Source organism: Lipingzhangella halophila (assembly GCF_014203805.1).
GTDB classification, from domain to species: Bacteria; Actinomycetota; Actinomycetes; order Streptosporangiales; family Streptosporangiaceae; genus Lipingzhangella; species Lipingzhangella halophila.
Genome location: NZ_JACHJT010000001.1, coordinates 5,471,564 through 5,485,882, shown reverse-complemented (window position 1 = coordinate 5,485,882; position 14,319 = coordinate 5,471,564). Strand labels below are relative to the sequence as shown.

General features: G+C 67.3%; 13 protein-coding genes. 10 read left to right on the top strand and 3 right to left on the bottom strand.

Annotation, left to right across the window (positions count from 1 at the left end; all coding sequences use genetic code 11):
- Positions 1 to 118: 118 nt before the first annotated feature.
- Entirely contained in the window at positions 119 to 2,050 is a 1,932-nt protein-coding gene (locus tag F4561_RS24875) for a hypothetical protein (protein WP_184582195.1), read from the top strand.
- On the top strand, positions 2,043 to 2,393 hold the full coding sequence (locus tag F4561_RS24870; protein WP_184582193.1) for a hypothetical protein: 351 nt from the start codon (positions 2,043 to 2,045) through the stop codon (positions 2,391 to 2,393). Before F4561_RS24875 ends, F4561_RS24870 begins: the two co-directional genes overlap by 8 nt.
- Positions 2,394 to 2,457: 64 nt before the next feature.
- Here F4561_RS24870 and F4561_RS24865 read toward each other — a convergent pair whose 3' ends face one another.
- On the bottom strand, positions 2,458 to 3,903 hold the full coding sequence (locus F4561_RS24865) for a recombinase family protein (protein ID WP_184582191.1): 1,446 nt from the start codon (positions 3,901 to 3,903) through the stop codon (positions 2,458 to 2,460).
- A 53-nt stretch (positions 3,904 to 3,956) separates the two neighbouring features.
- Here F4561_RS24865 and F4561_RS24860 point away from each other — a divergent pair, with 53 nt between their 5' ends.
- From F4561_RS24860 to F4561_RS24835, 6 genes are all read left to right on the top strand, one after another.
- Positions 3,957 to 5,351, top strand: a complete 1,395-nt coding sequence (locus tag F4561_RS24860) for an MFS transporter (protein ID WP_184584136.1) — start codon at positions 3,957 to 3,959, stop codon at positions 5,349 to 5,351.
- A gap of 132 nt (positions 5,352 to 5,483) precedes the next feature.
- Positions 5,484 to 5,876, top strand: coding sequence for a VOC family protein (locus F4561_RS24855; RefSeq protein WP_184582189.1), 393 nt, complete (start codon positions 5,484 to 5,486; stop codon positions 5,874 to 5,876).
- A gap of 16 nt (positions 5,877 to 5,892) precedes the next feature.
- On the top strand, positions 5,893 to 6,279 hold the full coding sequence (locus F4561_RS24850; RefSeq protein ID WP_184582187.1) for a VOC family protein: 387 nt from the start codon (positions 5,893 to 5,895) through the stop codon (positions 6,277 to 6,279).
- A gap of 2 nt (positions 6,280 to 6,281) precedes the next feature.
- Positions 6,282 to 7,292 (top strand): sigma-70 family RNA polymerase sigma factor, encoded by a 1,011-nt coding sequence (locus F4561_RS24845; protein WP_184582185.1) that lies wholly within the window; start codon positions 6,282 to 6,284, stop codon positions 7,290 to 7,292.
- Positions 7,293 to 7,307: 15 nt separating this feature from the next.
- Positions 7,308 to 7,904, top strand: coding sequence for a TIGR03086 family metal-binding protein (locus F4561_RS24840; protein ID WP_184582183.1), 597 nt, complete (start codon positions 7,308 to 7,310; stop codon positions 7,902 to 7,904).
- Between the two features lie 185 nt (positions 7,905 to 8,089).
- Positions 8,090 to 9,700, top strand: a complete 1,611-nt coding sequence (locus tag F4561_RS24835; RefSeq protein WP_184582181.1) for an OmpA family protein — start codon at positions 8,090 to 8,092, stop codon at positions 9,698 to 9,700.
- Between the two features lie 243 nt (positions 9,701 to 9,943).
- On the opposite strand, the gene F4561_RS24830 is transcribed toward F4561_RS24835, so the two are convergent.
- Positions 9,944 to 10,354 carry a hypothetical protein gene (locus F4561_RS24830; RefSeq protein ID WP_184582179.1) on the bottom strand — a complete coding sequence of 137 codons (411 nt, stop codon included), beginning with the start codon at positions 10,352 to 10,354 and terminating at the stop codon, positions 9,944 to 9,946.
- A 692-nt stretch (positions 10,355 to 11,046) separates the two neighbouring features.
- On the opposite strand from F4561_RS24830, the gene F4561_RS24825 reads away from it, so the two are divergent.
- Together F4561_RS24825 and F4561_RS24820 are read left to right on the top strand one after the other, a co-directional pair.
- Positions 11,047 to 11,754 carry a GntR family transcriptional regulator gene (locus F4561_RS24825; protein ID WP_184582177.1) on the top strand — a complete coding sequence of 236 codons (708 nt, stop codon included), beginning with the start codon at positions 11,047 to 11,049 and terminating at the stop codon, positions 11,752 to 11,754.
- A 361-nt stretch (positions 11,755 to 12,115) separates the two neighbouring features.
- Complete coding sequence (locus tag F4561_RS24820) at positions 12,116 to 13,336, top strand: MFS transporter (protein ID WP_184582175.1); 1,221 nt, start codon at positions 12,116 to 12,118, stop codon at positions 13,334 to 13,336.
- A gap of 72 nt (positions 13,337 to 13,408) precedes the next feature.
- On the opposite strand, the gene F4561_RS24815 is transcribed toward F4561_RS24820, so the two are convergent.
- Entirely contained in the window at positions 13,409 to 14,203 is a 795-nt protein-coding gene (locus F4561_RS24815) for an SAM-dependent methyltransferase (protein WP_184584134.1), read from the bottom strand.
- Between the last annotated feature and the right edge of the window lie 116 nt (positions 14,204 to 14,319).

The following is a 14,319-nucleotide window of genomic DNA, read 5'->3' as shown; positions in this document are numbered from 1 at the left end:
AGTTGTGCGCCATAGTCGACGTGTCTCTATTTCGCTCGCAATTATCGCCATTGCGGTTCTGGTGTGTGCGCCCTCGGCGTCGGCTCAGATTCCGGGCTGTGAGGGGGAACCTGCACCGGTGCCGGAATCGATTTCCGATGGTGGAAGTACCGTTGTGGTGCCGCATTGGTACGACGTGGGTCAACGCCCGGACCCAGAATCGAGTGAGGTCATGGATATCCCGTGGGTGGAATACGGGGCGGCCGGCACCTCGTGGCACACGATCCGGGAATCCTGCGTGGATAAGCTCACGTCGGCGCCGGTGGCCTCGCTCGCTGATGTCACGTGGTCGCTGTCGAAAGGGATCACGGTTCTGGCGATCTCAATGTATCAGTGGGCGCTTAGTGACGATCTTGCGGGACAATTCAGCGCGTTCGTGGTGGACGCTGTCGAAACTCTTGGAAAAGGCGTGTGGGCGGCGCTTCTCGGTCCGGTGATCATCCTCGGTGCGCTATGGATGGCCTGGGTGTGGCTGGTCCGCAGGCGTGCCACCGAGGTTTTTCAGGGCGCGTTGTGGATGGTCGGGGCGAATGTGCTCTCTTTGCTGGTTATTGGCTCGCCAAGCCTGGTTATTAATTCCGCCACCGATGTCACGTTAGCCGGTTCGACATTGGCGCATGGTGTGGTCGGACAAATCGATGCGTCGACGGGTGGGATTGACCAGTGTCCGCGTGCCAGTAATACGTTTTCTGAATCAGACGAGCATTTTGGGCCTGTTCATCCCTCACAAAAAGAGGAAACGCTGAATCCTGAAAATGCGGCGGATTGGATGTGGTCATCGCTCGTATGTCGACCCTGGATCCTCGGGCAATTCGGTAGTAGCGAGGAATCCAAGGATATCGCGAATGACCATTCCGTTGAGCTGCTGTACGCGCAATCGATTTCGCGTACCGAGCGGCACTATATCGATGAGGGCGGCCTCACGGAATCGGAGCTGGTCGAGGAAAAACAGGCAGAGTTTGAGGCGATCTCGGCCGAGATTGAGGAGCGCTCGCCTGGGGTGTATGCGGTCCATGCGGGGGACCGTGCGGGGGCGCGCCTCGGCCAGGCGGCGTTCTCGCTCGCGGTGTCGGTAACGGCGGGGGGCCTGATCCTCGCACTCGGATTTTCCATCCTGATGCTGAGAATCGCGTTTCTCATCCTCGTGCTGATCTCCCCGTTTGTTCTGCTCATCGGGGTTCATCCCGGAATTGGGAGGCGGTACCTGATTCGGTGGCTTGAGGTCACCATTGGTGTCCTCATCAAAGAAGTGTTCCTCACATTCGCCCTAATGCTCGTCGCGATGCTCTACGTCATGGTTTTTGCCTCGCCTCTGCCGTGGGGTGGGCAAATGGTCGTGCTGGCCATGATCGCTATCGCGGTGCTGTGGTATCGAAAGCGTCTGGTCAGCATTGCCGGAACCACTGTTAATGCTGTGACGCCGCATCGGGTGATTGCGCGTGTGGGCGGACAGCAAAACGAACAGCCGCGTACGCAGGCGTCGCGTGGGGCCAGTGGGGCATCGGGGGGCGGTGCTGGGGGGTCGCGGGCGCTGACACGTCAGGGCGGGGCCGATACCGGGGGTCGTGGGCGGCTGCGGTTGCGCAAACGTGCGGGTGAGCAGCGGGGGTCCGGTGCGTCGGGGAACACTGCCTCGTCGCGGGCGCCTGCCGCCTCGGGTGACGCTGGGACGTCGGGGCACGGCAATGCGAATACCTCGTCTGGTGGGGGTGATCCTTCCCAGGCGCGGGCGTCGTCTGGGGATCGGCGCGTCGCCTCGGGGGGTGATCCGGGCGGGTCGGGTCGTGCGCGGTCTCCTCGTGCGGCGCCTGCGCTGCGGCGTAGTGATCAGTCGTCGTCCTCCGGCGGTTCTACAGAAGGCACGCAACCGGATAAGCGATCAGGCCAGCAGCGCGTATCGCGTGAGGAGCATCAGCCGCGCGAGCGGGGCCAAACGTGGGGCGATGTCCAGAATGCGCAGCAGGGCCAGCAGCGGCGCCGTGACTGGGGAAAACGTGATGGTCGTGGCTGAAGGTGACCGCAACCAATGGAACAAAAATGCCGCGCGCGAAGCGCGTCAATATACGCCTCGGCTGTGCCGGGTGAGGGGTGGCGGTCGGGGGCGGTTTGTGGGAAGCGCCGAAACGGTGGGATTCGGGTGCGGCGACAGGAGGTTTATGGGCGATTCTGGGCGGTTTGGGAAGGATGGTGGTGGGTGTGATGACGGCTCGGATGATGAGGCGTGGTGGGCCTGGGTGCGTGCGCGGGCGCGCCGTGAGCGGGCGGCGCAAGGCTTGGGGCCGGAGATCACCGACGTGTCAACGTTGGAACAGCTCGTGATGTTGTTCGGCCTGGATAACCAGGATCCGGGCTAGGTGGGTGTGGCTGACAGCGGCCCCGGGGCGCGTTGCCTCGGGGCCGTCGTCGTGGTGGTGGTCTTCAGACGCGCCATGCGATGCGTACGCGGTTGGTGTCGAACTTACGCCCGGTCGTGGTGGAGGGGTAAACGTCAACGTGTTCGATGACGGCTCCCAGGATCGCGCGCTTACGGGACAGGGTCAGGGTTTCCCACTGGGCGGAAAGCTCCTCGGGCGTGCCGTGGAACCCTTCCAACGCTTTGACAGGGTCGCTGGCGTTGAGGCGGGCGCGGTTCGTGGTCAACCGGGCCTCAATCGGGCCGCGTGCCTGCAACCACTCCTTCATCGTGATCTGCTGGGACCCGTAGGCGTCGGCCAACTCGGAAAGCTGGTTTTCGTCGTCCTTGACCGCTTGCACCATGGCGGGGTCCACGCGGTGACGCTCGGCCAGACGCGCAAGGAAACCAGAGTCGGCCACGGTAGCGAACAGCTCGGCCAACACGATTCGCTCAACCGGGGCAGCACTAACCACGCGCTTGCCGCACGCTCCGGCGCGTGTGCGGTCGCACCGATAGACCAGACTCTTGGTTTTACGCCGGTAGTCGTGGTGGGCGTGGGCCTTCATCCGGCTCGCACATGCATGTGCGGTCTCGTGCTCGCCCGGCAGAGCACAGCGCAGGAATCCGGACAACTCGTGCTTGCGCGCGGTTCCGGCGTGGTTGGTGCGCCGTGCGGGGTTGGCATACAGCCGAATCAACTTCTCGGACTGCTCGGGGGTGATGATGCGCGGCCACCAACCGGGCCCGGTCACCTCGCCCTTGTAGGTGGCACGCCCGGCGATACGCGGGTTCGTCAGAAGCTGGCGCAGACTCTGCACCGTCCAATGCGTTCCACGGGCCGCGACCACACCCGCGCTGTTCCACTCGGCCACGATTGCCCCGGTGGTCTCTCCGGCCAGTACACGACGGGCGGCGTCCTTGACGCGCTCGGCCTCCTCGGCCACAAGGCCCTTCATGCCGGGGGCATAGCCATACAGCCGCGCTCCCCCGATCCACTTGCCCGCCGCGTGGGCCTGCTCCTTCTGGCGCTTGATGCGCTGCGACTTCAGCTCGCTCTCATAGCGCGCAACCGCGCCGATTTGGCGGGCGACCATACGCCCGGCCGGTGTCGTCAGATCCCACACACCAGCGGTGACGGTGTGCAACGCAACGCTGTGTTCCTCGATGACGTCAATAAGGTCCTCAAGCTCGCGCGTCTGACGGGTGAAACGGTCCGGGGCCCAACCGATCAGAGCGGTAACGCGCCCGGCCTTGATGTCGCCAACCAGCCGATCCCACTGGGTGCGGGGTTTACCGGGGGTGTAGGCGCTGCGGTTGTTGTCGGTGTAGGTATCCACGATGTCTACCCCGATCCGCTCGGCAAGCGCACGGTTGTCCTGCTCCTGGCGCGTGACGCCCAGATCATCCGTGGCAGAGGAAATGCGCTGGTAAAGGGCTGCGCGGGGGGTGCTCTGTGCCGTGATCTCCATACCTCAAAGAATACGTTTTGCACGTACCTAGATCCATAGATGCCTACGGTTTCATGATCGCCGGCTTCCTGATCACCATGGGGACCCTCGGTGACCGGATCGGCCGGCGGCGGCTGCTGCTGATCGGCGCGGCGGCGTTCTGCGCGGCCTCGGTGGTGGCCGCGTACGCCACCAGCGCCGAGATGCTGATCGCGGCTCGCACCGCGCTCGGTGTCGCCGGTGCCACCCTCATGCCCTCCACATTGGCGCTGATCAGCAACATGTTCGCGGATTCCAGGCAGCGGGCGGTGGCGATCGCGGTGTGGATGAGCTGCTTCATGGGCGGGACCGCGATCGGTCCGGTCGTCGGCGGTGTGCTGCTGCAGTGGTTCTGGTGGGGCTCGGTCTTCCTGCTCGGTGTGCCCATCATGGTGCTGCTGCTGGTCAGTGCGCCATTGTTGTTGCCCGAGTACCGGGCGCCGGTCGCAGGGCGGCTCGACCTGTTCAGCGTGGCCCTGTCGTTGGCGACCATCCTCCCGATCATCTACGGCCTCAAGGAGCTGGCAAAGGAAGGGATCGCGCTCGGGCCGATCGCGGCGATCCTCGCGGGCGCCCTGGTCGGGATGTGGTTCGCGCGCCGGCAGCTCCGGCTGGATGACCCGCTGCTCGACCTGCGCCTCTTCGCCAACCGGACGATCAGTACGGCACTGGGCGTGATGATGGTCGGCGCCGTGGCGATGGGCGGCATGTTCCTGCTCATCTCCCAGTACCTGCAGTTGGTCAACGGGCTCTCCCCGCTTCAGGCCGGCCTGTGGCTGGTGCCTCCGGCCATCGCGATGATCACCGGCACGATGCTGTCGTCGCCGCTCGCGCAGCGCATCGGCCGCGGAGCCGTGATCGGCGGGGGCATGGGCGTCACCGCTGTCGGATTCGCGCTGCTCAGCCAGGTCACCGTGGACGGGACGCTGCTGCTGATCGTGGGGCTCATGGTCGCGATGATCGGCTTGGGTCCAGGCGCCGCGCTGGTGACGGACATCGTCGTCGGATCGGCGCCCAAGGACAGGGCCGGCTCGGCGGCGTCGATGTCGGAGACCAGCGGCGAGTTCGGGATCGCCATGGGCGTGGCGATGCTGGGCAGCCTCGGCACCGCGCTCTACCGCAGTGGGGTGGAGGTGCCCGCCGGTGTACCGGCCGAGGCCGCCGCGGCCACCCGCGACACACTGGCCGGTGCGGTCGCCGCCGCCGAAAGCCTTCCGGCGGACGTAGCGGAGCGGATGCTCGAACCGGCCCGGGATGCGTTCACCCACGGGCTGAACGTGGCCGCCGGGTTGGGCGTGCTGCCGATGGTGCTGTTCGGGCTGCTCGCCGTGGTGCTGTTGCGGGACCGCCCGAGTGGCGGCGAACAAGGGCACACCGGCGATGACACCGACGCCGCGCGGGCCGCGGAGCGCGCCCCGGCGGGTACCTGACCCGGGGCCCGTCGGGTCAGCGGCCGGAAAATTTCCGCCGCGCGAGCGATGAGTTCCGGTGACCCGCCGAGTCAGTACGGGTGAGAGAGCACAGCCGGCCCTGCCGGCACCGCGACGAAGGGAACTCCGCTCATGTCACGCCCCAGCCTCGACAGCATCCTGCTCGCCAGCACCAACCCCGAGCGGCTGCACGCCTGGTACGCCGGTTCGCTTGACCCTGAGGACGACACGAAGGTCGACACATACCTGGTGCTCAAGTTCGGCACGTTCCACGTGCTCATCGACAGCCGTGCCGACATCGGCGACACCAATCCCGAGCCCGGCCGCATCATCCTCAACTTCGACGTCTCCGACGCCCGCGACGTCGTCGCGCGCATGGAGCGCCTGGGAACGCGGTGGGCGGCCGAACTGGAGGACCGGGACGGCAGCCTGTTCGCCACCGCGATCGACCCCGACGGCAACTACGTCCAGCTCATCCAGCTCAGCGAGGAGCACAAGGCGGCCATGGCGGCCAGCAACCAGTAGGCAAGGGAGGGAAGCCATGTTCACGAACACGAAGGCGTTCAGTGGCTTCTCGGTGGACGACACCGAGGTGGCGCGCAGCTTCTACAGCGAGACACTCGGGATCAGGGGGTCCGACGTGCCGGGGATGGAAAAGTACGGGCTCCTCACCCTGCACATCGCGGGTGACCAGGACATCCTGGTCTACCCAAAGCCCGACCACACCCCGGCGTCGTTCACCATCCTGAACTTCCCGGTGGACGACATCGACGCTGCGGTCGACGAGTTGGGCCGGCGGGGCGTGCGCTTGCTGCGTTACGACGCGTTCGAGCACGACGAGAAGGGGGTCGTCCGCGGCGAGTACCCACTGGTCGCGTGGTTCACCGACCCGGCCGGAAACGTGCTTTCTGTCGTACAGGACGCGTAGTGTTGACAACTGTGGTAGACAACGCTGCCGACCAGAGCTTCTCCACCCTGGCGGATCCGTACCGGCGCGAGATCATGGCGCACTGCTATCGCATGCTGGGCTCCGTGCACGACGCAGAGGACCTGGTCCAGGAGACCTACCTGCGGGCGTGGCGCGCCTACGAACGCTTCGAGGGGCGCTCGTCGCTGCGGACCTGGCTGCACCGGATCGCGACGACCGCGTGCCTGACCGCGCTGGAGAGCCGCGGCAGGCGGCCCTTGCCGACCGGGTTGGGGGGACCGACCCCCGACCCGGAGGGTGAGCTGGTCGAACGGACCGAGGTGCCGTGGTTGGAGCCGGTTCCCGACGCGGTGGTCGGCGCCGATGACTCCGACCCGGGAACCGTTGTCGTGGCGCGGGAGAGTGTCCGGTTGGCGTTCGTCGCCGCCCTGCAACACCTTCCGCCCCGGCAGCGGGCGGTGCTCGTACTGCGCGATGTCCTCCGGTTCCGCGCTGCCGAGGTCGCCGAAGCGCTGGACACGTCGACCACGGCGGTCAACAGCCTGCTGCAGCGCGCCCGAGCCGAGCTCGGTAACGTCATGCCCACCGAGGACGAGGTCGCCGAGCCCGGCGAGCGGGAGCAGCGCGAGCTGCTCGACCGCTATGTCGCGGCGTTCGAGAACTACGACGTTGCCGCGATGGTCGAGCTGTTCAGTTCCGAGGCCGTCTGGGAGATGCCGCCGTTCCTGACCTGGACACGGGGGGCGGAGAACATCGGCCGGCTGATCGCGACCAACTGCCCCGCTCAGGGCCCGGGCGACCAGTTGCTGATCCCGACCACGGCGAACGGCCAGCCGGCGTTCGGACTGTACATGCGCGACGGCAACGGTGAGCACCAGGCGTTCCACCTCCAGGTGCTCACCGTGACCCGCGGAGGCGTCTCGCACGTGGCCGCGTTCTTCGACACCACCCTGTTCCCCGCCTTCGGGCTGCCCATGACCGCCCCGGCGATGCCGTGGCGGCGACAGCCCTAGATTCCCGGGGCAGCGATGACCCTTCCGGAGCCGCCCGGCGCGCTGCTGGGCGCTACTGCCCTGCTCGAACGTGCCGTTGGCTACACCCTGGGCAGCCTCAGCCTGGTCACGGCGGAGGCGCTGGGTTGTTCCACACCCTGTGCGCAGTGGGAGCTGCGCGTGCTGCTGGGGCACATGGGCGACTCGTTCGCGGCGCTGTGTGCGGTCGCCGAGGATGGGCGGATCGACCCCGAAACCCACGACGCGGAGTCCGCTACCGGCGCCGCCGAGACCGTCCGCAGGCGGGCCAGCCGGGCGCTGGGGGCGTGGGCCCAACTGGACACGCCGGCCCTTCTGTCGGTCGCGGGCTCTCCGCTGCCCATGAGCGTCGCCGCGAGCGCCGGGGCGATCGAGGCGGCCGTGCACGGGTGGGACGTTGCCCAGGCCTGCGGGCACGAGCTGCCGGTTCCGCCCCGGCTCGCCGAGGAGCTGCTCCACGTGGTGCCCGTGCTCATCACGGATGCCGACCGTCCTGTGCGGTTCGCCCAGCCGGTGAGTGTGCCGCGCGGAGCCGGCCCGAGCGACCGGTTGGTCGCGTTCACCGGCCGCCGTCCTGGGTGGAACAGGGCGTAGGGCTCCAACGCCAGCGGGCCGCTCACCAGGCCCGCGGTCCGGCATCCGCTACGTGGGCACAGCCGGAGCGTGGTTGCTCCGTGACTGGACGCGATCAACTTTGGGGCCCGCATCAAGAACCGGAACGCTGTCGCGAGCGTCGTATTCGGATGAATCCCCCAAACGACACGATGCGGAGTCCCCTCATGGCACAGAGAACCTCTCTGGGTGCGGTCAGTGTGCTGGCCACTGGCGGGCTGCTGCTCAGCGGCTGCGCTGTGGTTGACAATCTGGAACGCTTCCAGGACGACAACCAGAACAAGGAGCAGGAGGAAGAGCAGCAGCAGGAGGCCCCGGAGCCGGAGTTCCCCTATGTCAAGCAGGGCCGCATCTTCCTCGACACGGGCGACGATGTCGAGATGGAGTACGGAATCGTGGGTCTGGAGAGCACCGACGAGTACATGGTGCTCGACAGCTACGAGAACGTTCTGGAGCCCCTGGAGGGGGAGGTAACGGACCTGACCTCGCCGCCGCGGATGGTGGACTCCGAGTCGGGCCTGGTGTACGAGCAGTTGGTCGACGAGGAGAACGAGCGCGCCTACGGCACCTACTTCGAGGAGGACTCGCCGTGGATGCCCATCCACGAGGGCGCGCCGCAGATGGTCCGCAGGTACTTCCCGCCCGTGCCGGAGGACGTCGAGACCCTCACGTTCACCGGCAGCGGCATGGGCGCCATGACCGGTATTCCGGTGGAGCACGTGGACGAGATCAGCGAGCAGCCGGAACCCAACGCCGACGAGTACATCGACCCGGACACCTGGGATTCCGACATCCCTGAGGGTACGGAGGTGTACTACCCCTACGACGAGCCGCCGGCCGACATCGAGGCACGTCCGCTGAACCTGGAGCAGTTTGTGCACAGCGACGTCGCCTCCACCACACGGTCCGGTGACGAGGAGACCATCGCGCTGAACGCCGACGTGATGTTCGAGTTCGACGAGGCGGAGCTGACCGACGAGGCCGAGGATGTCGTGCAGCAGGCCGCGGAGTCGATGCGGACGAACCTCGGATCGGACGTCGAGGAGATCACCATCGTCGGGCACAGCGACGGCAAGGGGAGCGACGACTACAACCAGACACTCTCCGAGGAGCGCGCCGAGACCGTGCAGGAGCTGCTGGCGGACGACCTCGGTTCGGACTACTCCCTGACCACCGAGGGGCGGGGCAGCGAGGAGCCCATCGCCGAGGAGGGCGGCTCCGACGACGAGGAGGCGCGCGCCCAGAACCGCCGGGTCGAGTTCACCTATAAGGTCAACACTGGCGGCGGCAGCGAGGAGAGCGAGGGCGGCCTCGACGCGGCGGAGCGCCACGTCTCCGCGCCCGCGGCCTACAACGAAGACGACGGCGAGATCCACGAGAGCGTGACCAAGGACGACGTGCAGCTCGACGTCTACCCGCTGACCCGCGACGGCGCCTACCTGATCGGCACGGTCGCGTTCAACAACACCACCGACGAGCCGGTTGAACCCGAGATCGGGGGTGCGGACGCGGAGATCCCGGGCGGCCCCTCCCAGTACAACGAGGGCACGCTCGGCGGGTTCGTACTCAGCGAGTCGGACAGCGACGTCGTGCGGTACGTGTCCCAGCTCAAGCTCGGCGAGGACGAGTACGAGGGCTTCGCCGAGGAGGTGCACGAGCTGCAGCCCGGAGAGGACTACCGGACGATCGCGATCTTCCCGGCGCCTTCGCAGGATGTCGAGAAGATGACCCTGCACGCCGGTGAGTTCGGCGAGATCGCCGGAGTGCCCATCCGGTAGCCGGTTACCAACGAGGAAGGACCCGGGTGGCCCAGCCGTGGGGGATGGGGCCACCCGGGTTACTCGTGTCGCGTGGCCGTGCTGGCCGTGAGCCGCGTGCCCGGGAATTGGATCGCGCGCGTACCGGACACCGTTGCCAAGCGGATTGACGAACCGTCTATGTACCTTTCCGGTGTACGGCCAGGGTGCCCATAAATTTGGTGCGGAGCGGCGAAAGTCTGCCTGTTTCCGGCGTCGCTCATGCTATTCGGGACTTCCGTTCGGCCAGATGCAGGGCGAGGAGGCGCCGAGCGAGAGACTGCCCTCCGCGCTCTCTTGCAGTGACATCCGGAATCCGTCTTCGTTGTTTTCTACCGAAATGTAGATCTCGTCTGGGCGATCATCGGTGAGTACTGTGTATCCGTTGTTGGTCCAGTGTTGGTGGAGGAGTTCCGCGTGGTGTTCGTTGTCTTCGGGTTGTAGGCCGTCCAGCCAGTACTTGTGACTGACTATGATTCGGACCTTTGGTCCGTTGTCGGTCGGGTCGTCGCAGCTTGCGCCGTCGATGACGCCCAATGATTCGGTGTGGAGCGAGTCGGGCAGGTTGGCTGTGGCGTTTCCGATGTGTTGTTCGACGCGTTCGAGTGCTTGCTCTTGGTTGAGTGTGCCGCTCATGGGGCCTATTCCGATTATTCTGCATCCTGATATAATAACGAGAGCTGTTCCGCAGAGAATTCGTGTGAGCCAGGTCGTTTCGTCTCCGTTTAGATCAGCTCCGTCCGGCGATGATCCGACCCATTTTCTTCAGTGATTCGGTTTCTGGTTCGAAGTATTCTGAATGAGCAGGGCCGAGTGGTGGTTTCGTCCACCAGCCCGCGCTACCCGGATCAGATTCGAACTGAGTCGCACCGAACTTGCGGAGGGCTGTTCACAGATGGGTCGTCCGGTCAGTCCGGATGGGAGTATCGGTGCGTAATGGAGTTCGCACGGATTGAGACCGGGGTTGGGGTCGCATCCGAGGGGCTGAGCGGCGGAGGAAGGCGGACATTCGCAGGTCGGTGGGAATCCGGTGGTGGGTGGCCGGATTCGGTCCCGCGTTGGTCCACGAACGCCAAAATGCTGGGGAAGCGTTGGCTCGCGTTCGGTCCGCAGCGCGCGGAGAGCACTGGCGGGCGGTCGCACGGGAGGTGGAGACGGCATGAGAGATGATGTCAATCGGTCCGCCGCGTGCCACCCGGCGATACTCGCCGCTGGTCATTGTGCTGTATACAGGCCAGTGTCCCGTTCGGGATACCGCACCGGTACCCTTGTGCCTTGACGTCGAGATACCTGTGCCGCCCGGGGCGGTAACCGAGGGGCGAGTGCGGATGGCCGGGGAGACCAGTAAGACCGAGAGCGTCTATCAGCGACTCAAGAGCGAGATAGAGGAACTGCACCTGCCGCCCGGCACCCGCCTGAGCGAGGTGGTAGCGGCAGGGCGGATCGGGGCGTCCCGCACCCCCGTACGCGAGGCCATCCGCCGTCTCGCCCGCGAAGGCCTGGTCGACTCCGCTCCCGGCGAAGTCGCCCGGGTGGCGCCGATCTCCCTGGGCGGGGTGCGGGCACTGTTCGAGTTCCGGATGGTGCTGGAGCCCGCGGCCGCGCGGATGGTGGCCCGCGACGGCAGCGCCCGCCCCGAGCTGCTACGGCCGTTCCGTGACCTGTTGGCGGAGTTCGAGTCGGTGCGGGACACGGCGCCGCGTGCGAACCAGGCGGCAGACGCCGGCACGTTCTACGCCCTGGCGGAGCGCTTCGACCAGGAACTGATCGCCGCCACCCCTAATGAGCCGCTGGCCCGGACCATCGCCGACCAGCGCGGCCAGACGACCCGGCTCCGCAATGTCGCCCACAGCGACACCGGGCACCTGGTGGACTCCCTGGGCGAGCATCTGCGGATGTGCGCGGCGATCGGTGAGGCGCGTCCCGGCGACGCCGCGGAGGAGCTCACCCGCCACCTGGGCCGCACGCTGCGCACCATCCTGGACACCCTCGCCCGAGGTCCGGTGCACGGGACACAGGTCGAGGTCGAAGCGTGACCCGCGCCGGGTTGGGAGATGTTGCCCTGGCTCGCAGGCTCTCGGGTGCCCGGATAGCCGGGAACCTTCGGATCCTCCGGTGTGGTCGCTCGTTCCTCGCTCTCACACCTGCGGACCCTCCAGAACCCCGGCGGCGCCCGAAGTGTTTTTGGGCTCGCAGGCTCGCGGGCGCCCGGATAGCCGGGAACCTTCGGATCCTCCGGAACCCCGGCGGCTGAGCACTCCACGAAACTGACCCTAGACCCCGCCCGCGGCTGCCGCCGGCGTCCGGAGCGGATCGCGGCCCGCGCGAGTCCAGCGGGAAAGCAGCGGACGAGAGAGGCGATTCCGGTGTTATCCGATGACCTGATGAATATCTGCCATGAGTCCTAGGCTCCAGCTCCGATGGCCGACCGGGCCCACGGCCCCACGGTGGCTGTGGTGGCTGGTCGGGTGCGTGATCTGCACCCAGACCGCCCTCAACCTGGCGCGGCCCCTGATCTCCTACCGGGCGATCTCCCAGGGTGGTGACGCGCTGGCGATCGGGCTCATCACCGCGGCGTACGCGCTACTCCCGCTCGTCATCGCGCTTCCACTCGGCCGGCTGACCGACCGTGTTCCCCGCCTGGCGCCGATCGTCGTGCTCGGGATCACGTTCCTCGCCCTTGGGCCCGTTCTGCTGGCCGGGTCCGATTCGCTGGGCATGATCGCGAGCGCGAGCGCGGCGTTGGGGCTGGGTCACATCATCTTCATGGTCGCCGGGCAAGGGCTGGTCGCGCGGTTCTCCGACGAGTCCGAGATGGATCGCAACTTCGGCTGGTTCACGGCCGGTGCCGCGGTCGGGCAGATGGCCGGGCCGCTGGCGGCCGGGTTCCTGCTGGGCGAGGCGACCGGCGCCGCTCTGCAGGGCGCGACCTCGCTGGCCCTGCTGATCGCGGCCGGCGCCGCCGCGTGCGGCATTCCCGCCGCGATCGGGCTGTGGCTGGCCGGCGGCGAGAAGCCGCCCGCGCAGCGCGAGCGCGGTGCCACGGCCCGTTCGCCCATCGGCAGCCTGTTGCGCAGGCCCGGCGTGCCGTCCGGGCTCTTCGTCAGCTTGGCCCTGCTGTCGGCCGTTGACCTGTTGACCGCCTACCTGCCGCTGGTGGCCGAACACCGCGGTATCGCACCGTCGGCGGTTGGCGTGCTGCTCGGGCTGCGCGCCGGCTGCTCCATCCTCTCGCGGCTGCTGCTGTCCCACCTGCTCACCCGCTGGTCGCGCAGGACCCTCATTGTCACCAGCGCGCTTGGCGCGGCAGGGGCGCTCGCGGTGGTCAGCCTCCCGTGGAGCGGCCCGGCCGCGATGGCCGGCGCGTTGGCGATCGGCGGGTTCCTGCTCGGTGTCGGCCAGCCGCTGACCATGACCGCGGTGGTGATGGCCGTTCCCAGTGACGCCCGCAGTACCGCGCTCGCCCTGCGGCTGTGGGCGAACCGCGTCGGCCAGGTGGCCCTTCCGGCCGGGGCGGGCGCCGTGGCCGGCGCCCTTGGCGCGGCCGGAGCGCTGTGGTTCGCGTGCTTTTTCCTTGCCCTGGCCGCCGGCGCCGCGGGCGCCGGAAGGCGGGACTGACGGCGAGGCGGGCGGATGTCCGGTACGGGACCACCCGCGCCGCGGCGAACCGCGTCGTTCAACTGACGGAGGTCACGGCTTGTACCCGACGGCGCCGAAGTCGTCCACCGGCGGGGGGCCGGTGATCTCGGGGCGCCACAGTGAGCTGGAGACCACACCGGGCTCGAGAACCTCCAGGCCGTCGAAGAAGCGCGCGATCTCGTCCGGAGTACGGTTCACCCGCGGGTTCGAGCTGTTCTCGTTCCAGTACCGGATGGCCTTGTCCACCGCCTCGCCGTTGACTTCGTTGGTGAGGTCGGAGATGACGAGGTAACTGCCCGGCGGCAGGGTGTCCATGAGCCGGTGCACGATCCCCCGCGCTTCCTCGTTGTCGGTGATGTGCCCCAGGATCCCCATCAGGATGAGCGCGATGGGCTCGTCGAAGGACAGGATCTCGGCCGCCCCTTGCAGGATGGACTCGGGATCGCGCAGGTCGGCGTCGATGTAGGCGGTGGTGCCGGCAGGGCTGCCCACCAGCAGGGCGCGGGCGTGCGCCAGCACGAGGGGATCGTTGTCGACGTAGACGACGCGACACTCCGGCGCGACCGACTGGGCGACCTCGTGGGTGTTGTTGACCGTAGGCAGGCCGGTGCCGACGTCCAGGAACTGGCGAACCCCGGCCGTCCCGGCGAGGTGGCGCACCGCGCGGTTGAGAAACGCCCGGACGGCGCGGGCATCCTCGACGATCGCCGGGAAGACCTGGCGGATCTCGTCGCCGGCGGCCTGGTCGGAGGGGAAGTTGTCCTTCCCGCCGAGCCAGTAGTTCCAGATGCGAGCGGAATGCGGAACGCTGGTGTCGATCGTGGGGGTCTGCTCGTTGTCGGGCATTTCCGGGTGCTCGTGCGCCATGGGGCACCAATCGTCGCGTAGGACGGTGCTCTGGCGCATTCTACCGAAGACCGTCCTTACTGGACTGTGCCGCGCCTGCCGGGCGTTGCTCGTGT

Coding starts and splice junctions, on each gene's coding strand:
- F4561_RS24865 (WP_184582191.1), bottom strand. CDS start 3,903: ATGGAGATCACGGCACAGAGCACCCCCCGCGCAGCCCTTTACCAGCGC.
- F4561_RS24835 (WP_184582181.1), top strand. CDS start 8,090: ATGGCACAGAGAACCTCTCTGGGTGCGGTCAGTGTGCTGGCCACTGGC.
- F4561_RS24830 (WP_184582179.1), bottom strand. CDS start 10,354: ATGAGCGGCACACTCAACCAAGAGCAAGCACTCGAACGCGTCGAACAA.
- F4561_RS24860 (WP_184584136.1), top strand. CDS start 3,957: ATGATCGCCGGCTTCCTGATCACCATGGGGACCCTCGGTGACCGGATC.
- F4561_RS24840 (WP_184582183.1), top strand. CDS start 7,308: ATGACCCTTCCGGAGCCGCCCGGCGCGCTGCTGGGCGCTACTGCCCTG.
- F4561_RS24855 (WP_184582189.1), top strand. CDS start 5,484: ATGTCACGCCCCAGCCTCGACAGCATCCTGCTCGCCAGCACCAACCCC.
- F4561_RS24815 (WP_184584134.1), bottom strand. CDS start 14,203: ATGCCCGACAACGAGCAGACCCCCACGATCGACACCAGCGTTCCGCAT.
- F4561_RS24850 (WP_184582187.1), top strand. CDS start 5,893: ATGTTCACGAACACGAAGGCGTTCAGTGGCTTCTCGGTGGACGACACC.
- F4561_RS24825 (WP_184582177.1), top strand. CDS start 11,047: ATGGCCGGGGAGACCAGTAAGACCGAGAGCGTCTATCAGCGACTCAAG.
- F4561_RS24820 (WP_184582175.1), top strand. CDS start 12,116: ATGAGTCCTAGGCTCCAGCTCCGATGGCCGACCGGGCCCACGGCCCCA.